Here is a 12,610-nt window from a genome sequence, read left to right as displayed (position 1 = left end):
TGTCGCAGGCACATGTGCTGAACTGGGACACGGTCCGAAAACCGTCCGTACCTGGAGCCCCGTTGACCCTCAGCTACCGCCAGCCCGGAGTCGTCCTCACCGACCGCCGGTTCACCGTCCCCCTCGACCACGAGGAGTCCGCGGGCGAGACGATCGAGCTGTACGCCCGCGAGGTCGTCGCCGGTGACAAGACGCACCAGGACCTGCCGTGGCTGGTGTACCTCCAGGGCGGCCCCGGCTTCGGAGCGAACCGCTTCGTCGGGAAGCAGGCCTGGCTCGGCCGCGCCCTGAAGGAGTTCCGCGTCCTGCTCCTCGACCAGCGCGGCACCGGCCACTCCACGCCCGCCAACCGCCAGACGCTCCCGCTGCGCGGCGGCCCTGCCGAACAGGCCGGCTATCTCGCCCACTTCCGCGCCGACGCGATCGTCCGGGACTGCGAGGCGATCCGCGCCGAGGTCACCGGCGGCGCCCCCTGGACCGTCCTCGGCCAGAGCTTCGGCGGCTTCTGCACCGTCGCCTACCTGTCCACCGCGCCCGAGGGCCTGAGCACCGCCGTGATCACCGGCGGCCTGCCCTCCCTGGACGCCCACGCCGACGACGTCTACCGGGCCGCCTACCCGCGCATCGAGCGCAAGGTCACGGCGCACTACGCGCGCTACCCGCAGGACGTCGACCGCGCCCGCCGGATCGCCGATCACCTGCTCACGCACGACGTGGTGCTGCCGAACGGCTACCGGTTCACCGCGCAGGCCTTCCAGTCCCTGGGCATCCTCCTCGGCTCCGGCGAGGGCAGTCACCGCCTGCACTACCTCCTGGAGGACGCCTTCGTCCGCACCCCGGGCGGCTTGGCGCTGTCCGACGCGTTCCAGGAACAGGTGCAGGGCCTGCTGTCGTACGCGAGGCACCCGCTGTACGCGCTCGTCCATGAGGCCTGCTATGCCCAGGACGGCCGGCCCACCGCCTGGTCCGCCGAACGTGTCCGCGCCGAGTTCCCGCGGTTCGACGCCGCCAAGGCGCTCGCGGGCGACGAACCGCTGCTGTTCACCGGCGAGTCCATGCACCCCTGGATGTTCGACTGCGACCCGGCGCTGCGCCCCCTGCGTGAGACGGCGGAGCTCCTCGCCGCCCGCACCGACTGGACGCCCCTGTACGACCCCGCACGCCTCGCCGCCAACGAGGTCCCGGTCGCCGCGGCCGTCTACCACGGCGACATGTACGTCGACACGGCCCACTCCCTCACGACCGCCCGCGCGATCCGCGGCCTGCGCACCTGGGTCACCGACGAGTTCGAGCACGACGGCGTGCGCACCGGTGGCTCCCGCGTCCTGGACCGGCTGCTCGCGCTCGCCCGGTACGAGGTGTGACGCCGGGTCAGCCCAGTCGACGGAGGCTCAGCCGGTAGTCCTCGACCTGCGGGATCCGCTGCTCTGTCATGCTCGCGATCATCTTCCGGTACTCGGCCGGAAGTCCGTCGTGCACCTCGGCGGGCAGGTTGGTGAAGGTGTGCGGGGAGAGGGGCGAACTTACGGGCGCCAGTCCTCCAGCCCCGCGGGTCTGGGCACCCTTCCCCGGAGGTGGGACGGCGACTACAACCTTGATGGTTGTCATTCTCATATAGGCCGGTTCCGTCGCGCTCCGACGGGTGGCCCAGGCGGCGACGGCCAGGGCCGCGACGATCACGGCGCCGTGGTGGTCGGGACTGTCGGCGGTGGGGCACGGAGGCTGGTGGCGGCGCATGACGTCTCTCCTCGGGCCGGAAACTCATCGGTGAGTTACCGGCCCGTATGCTGAGCGTCATGCGAGAACACCTTGCCGAACGGGCCGACCTGCGCGGCGACTGCGAGCGCTGCTTCGGACTGTGCTGCGTCGCCCTGCCGTTCGCCGCCTCCGCGGACTTCGCGGTCGACAAGGCCGCCGGAACGCCCTGCCGGAACCTCCGGACGGACCACCGGTGCGGCATCCACGCGAAGCTACGGCAGAAGGGCTTCACCGGCTGCACCGTCTACGACTGCTTCGGCGCCGGGCAGAAGGTCTCGCAGGTCACCTTCGGTGGCCGGGACTGGCGCGCCGACGGCAAGGAACACGCCCGCCGCATGGTCGACGTGTTCCCGGTCGTGCGGCAACTGCACGAGCTGCTCTGGTACCTGACCGAGGCGCTGACCCTGCCCGCGGCCCGACCCGTCCACCCCGATCTGCGCCGGGCCCTGGAGAAGACCGAGGACCTCACCCGCGGTACCCACGACGAACTGGCCGCGCTGGACGTGGCCGCCCACCGGCAGGAGGTGAACGCACTCCTGCTGCGGACCAGCGAACTGGCCCGCGCCGGCATCCGCGGCCGCAAGAAGGACCGTCGGCGCGCGGACCTGATCGGCGCCCGCCTCAAGGGCGCCGACCTGCGCGGCGCGCTGCTGCGCGGTGCCTGCCTCATCGCCGCCGACCTCACCGGCGCCGACTTGCGCGGCGCGGATCTGATCGGCGCCGACCTGCGCGACGCCGACCTCACGGACGCCGATCTGACCGGCGCGTTTTTCCTCACCCAGCCGCAGGTCAACGCGGCCCGGGGAAGCGCGGGCACCCGGCTGCCGGACTCAGTCACCCGCCCCGTGCACTGGGCAGCGGGACTCTGACGGGGTGCCGTCGGGGAGCGTCGCGGACTGAGCGGCAGCCGGTACGGCACCGGCCGTCCGCCGCTCCAGCCCCAGCCGCAGCCCCTGCGGCATCAGCGTGAGCCGTTCTGTCACCCGCAGCCGGTAGTCCGGGTCGGGCCGCAGGTCGTAGCGGCGCAGCAGCAGCCCGAGGACGAGTGTCGCCTCGTGCAGCGCGAACTGCCGCCCGATGCACGCCCGCGCCCCGGTCCCGAACGGCTTGAACGTGTGCGCGGGCCGGGACCGTACGGCCTTGGCGTCGAAGCGGTCCGGGTCGAACCGCTCGGCATCCGCACCCCACACCGCGGGATCCCGGTGCAGCATCGGCACCAGCACGAGAGCCCACGCGTCCCGCCGCATCGGATGGACGCCGGCCAGGGCCGTGTCCTCGCGCGCCTCCCGCGCGAAGGCGGGCGCAGTCGGCCACAGCCGCAGCGACTCGTCCAGCACCCTGCGCACGTACCGCAGCTTCGCCACCTGCTCGTAGCCGGGCGCCGCCGCGTCGCCCCAGACCCGGTCCACCTCGGCGCGGGCCCGGGCCGCGGCCTCGGGGTGCCGGGCGAGGTAGTGCAGGGCGAAGGAGAGCGCGCCGGAGGTGGTCTCGTGGCCCGCGACCAGGAACGTGATGACCTGCCGGCGCACGTTCTCAGCCGACAGCCGCTCGCCGGTCTCCGGGTGGACCGTCTCCAGCATCCGGTCGAGCAGGTCCCCGTCCCCGCGCCCGGCGGCGCGGCGGGCCCGGACCAGGTCGTCGACCGTGCGGTTGAGGTACGCCATGTCGGCCGCGTTGCGGCGGCGCGCCCGGCGCAGCAGCAGCGGCTCCAGCGGCACGGGCACGATGTTCCGCCGCTGCGCGTAGGCGAGCGTGCCCACCATCGCCGTCACGAACGGGTGCGGACGGCTGCGTTCGAAGGAGCCGAAGTCGTGCCCGAACCCGGTGCGCGCGATCGTCTCCAGCGTCAGCTTGGTCATGTCCCCGGGCACGTCCACCGCCCGGCCCGCCGCTACCGCACGGTCCCAGTGGTCCATGAGCCGCCCGGCCACCGCCAGCATCATCGGGTGGTAGCCCGCCATGGCCTCCCGGCCGAAGGCGGGCGCCAGGATGTCGTGCGCCAGCTGCCAGTTGGGCTCGTGGTTGTACGCCGTGAACAGCCCGTCCCCGACCACCGGCCGCAGGTTGGCGATCCCGGGCCCCACGTGCTTGGCGAACCGCGCCTCGTCCGCCAGATCGGCCGTGAGGTCCGCGCCCCACACGAACACGAACTCCTTGCCGAAGACCCGGCGCCGGAAGATCGGCCCGAGCCGGCGCGCGAGCCCCAGGGAGTCCTGCAGGGGGGTGCGGCTGCTCACGCCGAGCACGTCGCCGAGCACGGGCAGCCGGTGCGGCGGATGCGGGATGCGGTGCAGTTCGGGCCAGCCCAGCTCGGCGCTGCGGAACCCCTTCGGTATCGGGGGCCGTTCCGTCGTCTCCGCCATGACGCGATCTCCCTTGAGGCAGCGGCAGGTTGCTGTTGTTGGACATGGGTTCAACAACGCGTTGAGTCTGGTCCCGCTGCTGAACCGGCGTCAAGTAAAGTGCGGCCATGGCCGGGAACCAGGGGGAGCGCACGCGCCGCCGGCTCAGTACCGGGGAGCGCCGCGCGCAGCTGCTGACGGTCGGGGCGCGGTTGTTCTCCGAGCGGCCGTACGACGACGTGTGGATCGAGCAGGTCGCCGAGATCGCCGGTGTGTCACGCGGGCTGCTGTACCACTACTTCCCGACCAAACGGGACTTCTTCGCCGCCGTCGTCGAGCGCGAGAGCGAGCGGATGCTGCGGATGACGGCGGCCGCGCCCGGCGTCCCGGCGCGCGAACAGCTCACCGCGAACCTCGACACGTATCTGGAGTACGTGCACGCCCACGCGCACGGCTACCGCGCCTTCCACCGCGCCGACGCCTCCGGCGACCAGGCCGTGCGCCGGGTCTACCGGCAGGCCCTGGCCGCGCAGGAGCGGCAGATCCTGGATGCCCTCGCCGCCGACCCCGAGTTCGGGCCGCTCGTCGAACAGCGGCCCGATGCCCGGCTGGCCGTGCGCGGCTGGCTGGCGTTCACCACCGCCGTCTGCCTGGAGTGGCTGCGCAGCCCCGAGCTGACCCGGGAACAGGTCCGCGATCTGTGTGCACGCGCCCTACTGGGCGTCCTCATGCCCTGAAGGTCTCGCAAAAGATCACGCCGCATGGTTGGCGCGCGCCCCGATCTCCGATAGGTTAGGCAAGGCTTACCTTAGGAGGTATTCGGATGGGTGACAGCCCTACCTGGACGGCCACGCCGTCCGCGGCGGAGCGGGCCCGCTCGGTGCTCGCCGCCGCGTGGTCCTGCGCGGTGACCGCGGAGGGCGGCCGCGAGGAGTTCGTCGGCGCGCACACCGTGACCGAGGACGGCCGGGTGCTCCTGCACGTGCCCGACGACAGCGCCCTGCTCGCGACGGCGATCTGCGCGCCGCGCGGCGAGCCGTCCGCCGTGCTGGAGTTCGCCGACGTCGCGCCCGTTCCCGTGCGCAGGCGGATCCGCGCCCGGCTGTGGCTCTCGGGCTGGTTCAGCATGGAGGACGGCCACCTGGCGTTCCGGGCCGTACGCGTGGTGCTGCGGCAGCCGTCCGGACCTGTGGTCGTCGACCTCGACGAGTTCGCCGCCGCCGCGCCCGACCCGCTGGCCACGGCCGAGTCCGGGCTGCTGACCCACCTCGCGGACTGCCACCCCGACGCGGTCGAGCGGCTCGCCCGGCTCGTCGACCGCGACAGCCTGCACGGCGCGGTCCGGGTCCAGCGGCTCGCCGTCGACCGGCACGGGCTGACCCTGCGCATCGAGCGGGCCCGCGCCCACGGCGACGTACGCCTGGCCTTCCACGCGCCCGCCGACACGGTCGCGCAGCTCACGGAACGCATGCATGTGCTGCTCGCACAGGCCGGCGACGCCTCCTGCCCGCGCGCCCTACAGCGGCAGCGCACAGACGGGGACGGGTGAGGCGAACGGCTCGCCCGCGAGCCGCAGTTCACCGCTTGTGCGGTCCACGTGGAAGACGGTGACCGAGCTGGAGCGCTGGTTCGACACGAACAGCAGCTTCCCGTCCGGGGAGAACGCCGTGTGCCGCGGCCAGTCGCCGCGCACCGGCACGGTGTCGAGCAGCCGGAGCCGGGCGCCGTTCGCCTCGATGGCGTACCGCGCCAGGCTGTTGTGGCCGCGGTTGGCGAAATAGGCGTACCGGCCGTGCGAGGTCACCAGGATCTGCGACGGGTAGTTCTCGACGTCGCCCGTGCCGGTCGGCTGCGGGTCGCCGATCGTGACGCGTCCGGTGGCCGGGTCGTAGGCACACACGGTGACCGTGTTGTCGAGTTCGTTGGCCAGATAGGCGTGTCGCCCGCCCGGGTGGAACGTGAGGTGGCGCGGTCCGGCGCCGGGCCGGGACTGCGCGCGTGAGACCTCGCGGAGGGTGCCCTTCGCCTGGTCGAGGCGGTAACTGTAGACGGTGTCGGTCCCCAGGTCGACGGTGAGGATGTGGCCGCCGTCGGGAGCCGTGACGATCTGGTGCGCGTGCGGGCCGTCCTGACGGTCGGGGTCAGGGCCGGGCGGTGGGCTGGAGTGTGTGACCACGTCGGTGCGCTCGCCGAGCGCGCCCGTGGCGGCGATGGGGTGCACGGCCACACTGCCGGAGTTGTAGTTGGCGCTCAGCAGCCAGCGCCCGCCCGGGTGCACGGAGAGGTGGCACGGGCCCGCGCCCCCCGAGCTCCGGGTGCCCAGGACGCGCCGGTCGGAGAGGCGTACGGCGGTCACGCCGCCGTCCTCCCGCTCGTTGACGGCGAACAGTGTCCGGCCGTTCGGGTGCAGGGCGAGGAACGAGGGGTCGCCGGTCTCGGCCAGCAGGCCGCTGCCGATGATACGGCCCGTGGCGGGGTCGTACGTGGCCATCCCGATGCCCTTGCCGCCGCCCTGCTCCGACGTGTACGTGCCGAGGTAGAGACGGCGGGGGCCGGACGGCCTGCGGGGCTCGCGCGCGCTGCCCTGGGGCGACAGCGAGGACGCCGAGCCGGTCGACGCGGGCGGCTGGTCGCAGCCGGCGGCTCCGGGGAGCGACACGGCGGCGGCCGTTCCCATCAGCGCGCCGAACCGGCGCCTGCTCCAGCCAGCACTGCCCATGCCACACCTCAGGTACCACTCGTTCCGGTTGTCACGTGCCACCTTGGCGTGATCAACCCCGCAAGTGCAAGAAGAGCGCCGGGAGTTGTGCGTGAGGCAAGGGCTCCGGGCGGCTACCAGTCGCCGTCCTCGACCGGTTGGCCCCGCGCGTCCTTGAGGGGCCTCACCTGCTGCGGCGAGGGCTCCTCCCAGGGCTCGTGGTCGTCGCCGAGCCAGTCGCCGGCCAGCCGGACGGCCTGGAGCGTGCCGGTGGGGGAGAGGTCCTCGGCGTCCTGGTCGTAGTAGTCGAACCAGGGCAGGCCCGCGCGTGTGTACGCGGCCCGGTCCACGGGCGACGGCGGCGGTGCCTCACCGGTGATACGGCGCCACTCCGGAGGCGTCACCAGGTGCACGAACATGCGTCCCGCGGGCTCCTCGGCCCAGTCGGTCAGCGGCCGGTCGTCCCGGTAGACCTCCTGCCGCATGGCGCCGCCGATGCCCAGCCCCATGGCCGCGGCGGCCCGGGACCGGCGCGGCGCGGCTTCCGGGGCCGGCGCGGACGCGGCTACGGCTGCCATCTGCGGTGCCGTGCCGTACCCGCCGGAGAAGGCGGCGGTGCGCGCCTGCTCCGAGCGCCGCCGCTCCGCCTCGCGCCACCGCTGAAGCTCCCGGTCGTTCAGCGGGAACGACTGCAGCTGTACGCCGCCCCAGGTCTCCTCGCCCGTGACCTGGCCCTCGACGGTCGCCCCCATGCCCAGCGGCACCGCCACGAACTGCCGGACCGTCCCCTTGCCGGAGTTGATGCCGTCCAACCAGGGCTGGCGGGGCAGCACGAGGTAGTTCTGCGGGTCGTGGGAGAGCCGGTCGCTCCACGGCCGGCCCGAGACCGCGCACACCTTGCCCACCCCGACCTGGAGCGCGGCCGGCTGCGTCGTACCCGCGAAGCTCAGCCACATCGCCTCCCGCAGATACACCGGCACCATCACGCCGCCGCGCGCCCGCCACTCGGCGGGCACGGTGTCCGGGTGGTCGGATATCCGGCGGACGGGGAACTCGCCCAGGCCCGGAGGGAGCGCGTGGGTGCCCGTCTCGGGCAGGCGCAGCGTGCGGACGAACCGCACCGCCACCCCGCCCGGCAGCCGCAGCGTGTTCCCGTCGATCCGTACGGTCGTGCCGGTCATCCGCACGCCTCCTTCCCCTGGCTGTCGCCGGGCTCTTCAGTGGGAACGACGGGCGGCCGCCGCGCGGTTCCGCTACCCCGGAACACGCGGCCGCTCGCGCAGCGCGGTGCGCCGCGGCCGGCGTTCGCGCTGCTCGCGGGCGCAACGGTCCAGCTCCTCCAGCAACCGCCGCGAGCCGTGCTCGGTGTCCAGCTCGTCGAGGAGACGGTTGACCTCGGTCAGCACCGCGCCGTGCAGCTGCCACCGGCGGGTGTCGCGCCGCATCTCCTCCAGCAGCAGGCCGGCGAGCTTGTCGCGGGTGGACACGGCCTGCCGCAGCTCGGCGGCGAGCCGTGCCTCGGCCGATTCGGCGTTGGTGCTGACGTCGGTGGTGACCAGGACCGCGAAACTGACCACGGCATCGGCGATCTCGGACAGCAGCTGCTCCACGGCGGCACCCGTCTCCGGAGTGAACAGCGGCTCCTCGTCCTTGCGTTCCTTCGCCAGGTCGGTGAGGGTGCGGGCGAGCACCCGCAGGACGACGGTGCAGCTCTCCAGGGTGTCCAGGCCGGTGCGCAGCACCACCCGATGCAGCAGGCCCTCGCGCACACGCGGGTTGAGCCGGAGACTTTCCGCGGCCTGCCGCAGGGCCACGTCCACTTCGCCGATGTCGTGGTCGAGGCGGCGCGCCTCGTGCAGCCGGGCCGCCGCGTGGTCCACCGCCGTACGGCCCGCGGCCTCCTCGCCCATGCGCAGCATCAGCTGCCTGAGCCGGCGGGCCATCTCCTCGATCGACTCGCCCGCCTCCTCCACCCACACCGGCGGAGCGAGCAGCAGATTGCAGCCGAGGCCGACGACCGCGCCGATCAGTGTCTCCAGGACCCGGGCCCACAGCGATCGTCTCCGCGGCCGCCGACCGCAGCGTCCGGACCACCACGGGGTCCCGGCGGCGCCGTTTCACCAGCTGCGCGGCGGGCGCCGTCACCAGCGGGACTACCGGTGGGGGAACAACACCGACTGTCTGCGGTCGTCGAGTGGATGCGCGCGTACAACGTCCGTCACCCGGACGACCCCATCCGCTTGCGGGACCGCTGGCCCGCGCGGCTGTCAGACGTCCAGCTTGGCCAGAAAGGCGGCCAGGTTGCCGGTCGTCCGGGCGATCTGCCCGTCCAGGGTGAGGCTCTCCTCGAGGCGGGCCCCGGTCTCCGGGACCTTCTTGCCGCGGATGTAGAGGGAACAGGCGAGGTCGGTGCACATGTACACGCCGACCGTGTTGCCGTCGCGCCCGGCCGGGCCCGCCTTGCGTGCCGTCATCAGCGAGACCCCGCCCCGTGGATGGGTCGTCAGACACAGCGAGCACATGCTGCGGTGCAGGAAGCCGCGCTGCGCGGGCTGGAAGCGCAGGGCCACGCCGACCAGGCGACCGCCGTGTTCGGTGACCAGATAACTGCGGTCGGGCGCCCCCGGATCCCGCCAGCCGAGGAAGTCCAGGTCGTCCCAGGGGCGTTCACCGAGATCGCGGGGCAGGTGGAGCCGTTTGGCCTCGCCCTTCGAGCAGTTCACAAATGAGGTGCGGATGTCCTGCTCGGTGAGTGATCTCATGGGGAGTCTCCTGGGGTCGTTCCGGTGGTACCGGTCGTTCGGTGGTTGCGGTCGTTCGGTGGTTCCGAAGCCACCTAGGGGCCCTAGGTTCACGGCTAGGGTAGGTAGCTTCGATCAGGAGGGGCCAGTGAATTTCCCGGAGGGCGTCTCGCCACGGGCCCGGGCGGCGCTGCGCCATGTGGCGGCCCGTTCGGCCGGACCGGCCGTCGCCGCGGACCTGCGCATCACGCTCAACTTCCACCCCGACCGGCTGGTGGGCGGGCGGCCGATCCTCGACGCGCTCACGCGGGACGGCACGTACCACTCGCAGTTCGTCACCGGCACCAGCAACGGCGGCCTCACCGCACACCCCGGCGGCGACCGCTGGCGCTGGGAGAGCCGCATGTTCGGCGGCGCCTACGACGACGCCGACCCGTACGAGCGGCCCGTGTACGGCGCGCTGAACTTCCGCCGCCAGGTGGTCGGCGCGGCCCCGCGGTTCGGCTCCTCACACCTCCGGCTGACCGCGGCCGCGCTCGACCGGGCCACGTTCTGCTACCCCGACAGCGCGGCTGAACCGGCCCACTTCGGGGTCGCCGCCGGCCTGTCCCTGATCGCGCTGGCGGAGGAGGACGAGCAGGACGCCCTCAACGACTACATCGAGGCGCAGGTGCACGGAGGCGTGGTGCTCGCCCGGGACGTGGAGGCGGTGGTGCTGGACGCCTGCTATCGCGGCACGCCGGTGGAGGCGACGGCCCGGCGTCTGCCGTGCCCGGTGGAGTGGCATCCCGGGTACCGGCTCACCGCGGCCGAGCTGATACGTCGCGCGGACTATCGCGGCCGGGAATACGCCGAGCTCGGCGCGAGCATCGCCCGGGGCGGCCGGGTGGACCCGCGGATCATCGGCGACGCTGCCCGCACGGAGTGCCATGAATTGCAGGACCTGAAGATGGTGTGGCACACCCTCGCCCGCTTCGGCGCACCGGAGGGGGCGGGTACGGCCTACTCGGCGTCGTCGTCCGCGTCCTCTGTGGCCGCCGGTGCCGGTGGCCAGACGCCGGGGGTGAGGATGCCGAGTGCGTAGGCGCGGGCGACGAGTTCGGTGCGATTGGCGGCGTTCCAGCGCGCGGACAGGCGTTGCAGGTGGTAGGTCACGCCGTCCGTGGTGAGGCCGGTCGCGCGAGCCGCCCGGGCCGTCGTGGCACCGCTGGCCAGCAGGGCCAGGATGCGCGCCTCCGTCGGCGTGACACGGACCGGCGGCACGGGCTGCCGGGCGCCGGGCTCGCGTTCGCGTTCGCCGGCCACGCGCAGCATCACCAGCAGCGCCGGTGTGTCCTCCACGGCGAGCTGACCGGATCCGCGGTCAGCTCGCCGTGCCGTTCCGCACACACCCGAGGGCGAGATCACCTACGTCCAGCACCGCGTCGCCGCCGAGGCCGAGGAGGTCTGGCAGCTGCTGACCGCCGGGGCGCGGGTCTACGCGTGCGGCGACGGCGACTGAATGGCGCCCGGGGTGCGGGACGCGTTCCGTACCCTGTACCGGAAGCACACACCGGATGCCGACGCGGCGGCCGCCGACGCATGGCTCGACGGGATGGTCGCGGACGGGCGGTACGTCGAGGACGTGTACGCGGCCGGCTGACCGAAGGGGAGGGGTGGGCGCACGGTGGTGGACTCCTGGGAGAGGGCCCGGCACGTCCTGAAGGCGGCGGGCCTGCCGCCCGGCAGTCTCGGCAGCCTGCGCCCGCTGAGCGGCGGGACGTACAACACCGTGGAGGAACTCCTCCTCGCCGACGGCAGCCGGTACATCCTGAAGGTCCCGCCCGCCCCGACCGTCCCGGGTCTGCGGTACGAGCAGCAACTCCTCGTATCCGAACGCGAGTTCTACCGCTGCGCCGCCCGGGCCGACGTACCCGCCCCCCGGGTCGTGGCCGTCGGCGGCGACGGCGACGCACCGCACCTGCTGATGACGGCCTGCCGTGGGACGGACAGCTCACCGACGCCGAACGCGCATTGCTGCGCACCGAGTTGGGTCGCCAGGTGGCCCGGCTGCACCGCGAGACCGGGCCGGGCTTCGGCTACCCCTCCGGCGCCCTCGGCCCGCTCGCCCCCGACTGGCGCACCGCCTTCACCGCCATGACCGACGCCGTCCTCGACGACGCCCGCCGCTACCGCGCCCGCCTGCCCCGCCCCGCCGACGACGTGGCCCGCACCCTCGGCGCCGCCTACGGCGCCCTCGACGAGGTCACCGTCCCGCGCCTGGTCCACTTCGACCTGTGGCCGGGCAACATCCTGATCGACCGCTCGACCGGGGAGGCCCGCATCGGCGGGCTGATCGACGGGGAGCGCATGTTCTGGGGCGACCCGCTCGCCGACTTCGTGTCCCTGGCGCTCCTCGGGGACATCAAGCGGGAGGAGTCGTTCCTCGCGGGCTACCGGGAGGCCGGCGGACACGCCGAGTTCGACATCCCGGCCCGCCTCCGCCTCGCCCTCTACCGCGCCTACCTCTACCTGATCATGCTCACGGAGACCGCGCCGCGCGAGGACGACGAGGCACGCCGGCAGTGGGTGTGGGACGCGGTCGGGCCGGAACTCGTCGCGGCCCTGGAGGAGATCGAGGACCTGGCCTCCCAGAGGTTGCTCTAGGGGCTGACTCCCGTTCATTATCGGCCAGTTCAGGACAGCGGGCCGCGCGCACGGACCTCTGATCTCATCGCCAGGTTGTACGGCAAAGGGCGCATTGTCACGGGGCGGGAGGTGGGCTTTCATCGGTCAGGTGCCCGGCGGGGGCGGGGACAAATGAATCAGGGGGGATTCATGCGCGGAAAGCTCAGGTCCATGCTGATCGCGGTCGCCGCCTCGGCGTGGGCCACGACACTCCCGGCGCCCACCGGCGCCCTCGCCTCGCCGCACGAGCCGTCGCCGGACCAGCCGAGGAAAGCCAAGGCCCCAGCGCGTCACCCAGGGGGCGAACGGCCCGTCCGCAGACGCCCCGGTCAGTGCGAACGGCCGGTACCTGCGCGACCTGCGCACCGGCCGCACCAGGGTGGCGATCGCAGACGCCGGCGGCA

General features: G+C 73.2%; 10 protein-coding genes and 4 pseudogenes. 7 read left to right on the top strand and 7 right to left on the bottom strand.

From position 1 onward, the window contains the following. Positions 1-62: 62 nt before the first annotated feature. Positions 63-1,364 carry an alpha/beta fold hydrolase gene (locus H8R17_RS07935; RefSeq protein WP_187822413.1) on the top strand — a complete coding sequence of 434 codons (1,302 nt, stop codon included), beginning with the start codon at positions 63-65 and terminating at the stop codon, positions 1,362-1,364. Positions 1,365-1,371: 7 nt separating this feature from the next. Here H8R17_RS07935 and H8R17_RS07930 read toward each other — a convergent pair whose 3' ends face one another. Then, complete coding sequence (locus tag H8R17_RS07930) at positions 1,372-1,737, bottom strand: hypothetical protein (RefSeq protein WP_187822412.1); 366 nt, start codon at positions 1,735-1,737, stop codon at positions 1,372-1,374. A gap of 59 nt (positions 1,738-1,796) precedes the next feature. On the opposite strand from H8R17_RS07930, the gene H8R17_RS07925 reads away from it, so the two are divergent. Further along, positions 1,797-2,627, top strand: coding sequence for a pentapeptide repeat-containing protein (locus H8R17_RS07925; protein ID WP_262505090.1), 831 nt, complete (start codon positions 1,797-1,799; stop codon positions 2,625-2,627). On the opposite strand, the gene H8R17_RS07920 is transcribed toward H8R17_RS07925, so the two are convergent. Continuing rightward, positions 2,589-4,121, bottom strand: a complete 1,533-nt coding sequence (locus H8R17_RS07920; RefSeq protein ID WP_187822410.1) for a cytochrome P450 — start codon at positions 4,119-4,121, stop codon at positions 2,589-2,591. The two genes, H8R17_RS07925 and H8R17_RS07920, sit on opposite strands and share 39 nt — an antisense overlap. 107 nt (positions 4,122-4,228) lie before the next feature. Between H8R17_RS07920 and H8R17_RS07915 the strand changes: the two genes are divergently transcribed. Next, positions 4,229-4,837, top strand: a complete 609-nt coding sequence (locus H8R17_RS07915; protein ID WP_187822409.1) for a TetR/AcrR family transcriptional regulator — start codon at positions 4,229-4,231, stop codon at positions 4,835-4,837. Positions 4,838-4,923: 86 nt separating this feature from the next. After that, the gene (locus H8R17_RS07910) at positions 4,924-5,649 is read left to right on the top strand and encodes a DUF2470 domain-containing protein (RefSeq protein WP_187822408.1); all 726 of its coding nucleotides are present in this window, start codon (positions 4,924-4,926) and stop codon (positions 5,647-5,649) included. On the opposite strand, the gene H8R17_RS07905 is transcribed toward H8R17_RS07910, so the two are convergent. The 4 genes and pseudogenes from H8R17_RS07905 to H8R17_RS07890 form a co-directional block, all read right to left on the bottom strand. Beyond that, positions 5,617-6,819, bottom strand: coding sequence for a lactonase family protein (locus H8R17_RS07905; protein WP_187822407.1), 1,203 nt, complete (start codon positions 6,817-6,819; stop codon positions 5,617-5,619). The genes H8R17_RS07910 and H8R17_RS07905 overlap by 33 nt on opposite strands. A gap of 113 nt (positions 6,820-6,932) precedes the next feature. Next, positions 6,933-7,979, bottom strand: a complete 1,047-nt coding sequence (locus H8R17_RS07900; protein ID WP_187822406.1) for a hypothetical protein — start codon at positions 7,977-7,979, stop codon at positions 6,933-6,935. A gap of 72 nt (positions 7,980-8,051) precedes the next feature. Continuing rightward, positions 8,052-8,849: pseudogene (locus H8R17_RS07895) on the bottom strand (hypothetical protein); the annotation flags it as partial. Between the two features lie 216 nt (positions 8,850-9,065). Then, positions 9,066-9,560, bottom strand: a complete 495-nt coding sequence (locus tag H8R17_RS07890) for an FBP domain-containing protein (RefSeq protein ID WP_187822405.1) — start codon at positions 9,558-9,560, stop codon at positions 9,066-9,068. 127 nt (positions 9,561-9,687) lie between these two features. Here H8R17_RS07890 and H8R17_RS07885 point away from each other — a divergent pair, with 127 nt between their 5' ends. Beyond that, positions 9,688-10,623: a DUF3626 domain-containing protein gene (locus H8R17_RS07885; RefSeq protein ID WP_316959338.1), complete on the top strand. Its 936-nt coding sequence runs from the start codon at positions 9,688-9,690 to the stop codon at positions 10,621-10,623. On the opposite strand, the pseudogene H8R17_RS07880 reads toward H8R17_RS07885, so the two are convergent. Continuing rightward, positions 10,542-10,924: pseudogene (locus H8R17_RS07880) on the bottom strand (helix-turn-helix transcriptional regulator); the annotation flags it as partial. The gene H8R17_RS07885 and the pseudogene H8R17_RS07880 sit on opposite strands and share 82 nt — an antisense overlap. A gap of 23 nt (positions 10,925-10,947) precedes the next feature. Between H8R17_RS07880 and H8R17_RS07875 the strand changes: the two are divergent. Both H8R17_RS07875 and H8R17_RS07870 read left to right on the top strand, forming a co-directional pair. Continuing rightward, positions 10,948-11,181: pseudogene (locus H8R17_RS07875) on the top strand (hypothetical protein); the annotation flags it as partial. Between the two features lie 24 nt (positions 11,182-11,205). Next, positions 11,206-12,185: pseudogene (locus tag H8R17_RS07870) on the top strand (phosphotransferase family protein). The last annotated feature ends 425 nt before the right edge of the window (positions 12,186-12,610 follow it).

The sequence above is a fragment of the Streptomyces sp. TRM68367 genome, from assembly GCF_014495685.1.
Taxonomy (GTDB): Bacteria; Actinomycetota; Actinomycetes; order Streptomycetales; family Streptomycetaceae; genus Streptomyces.
The sequence above is the reverse complement of the archived record's forward strand: the minus strand, read 5'-3'. Positions and strand labels throughout refer to the sequence as shown.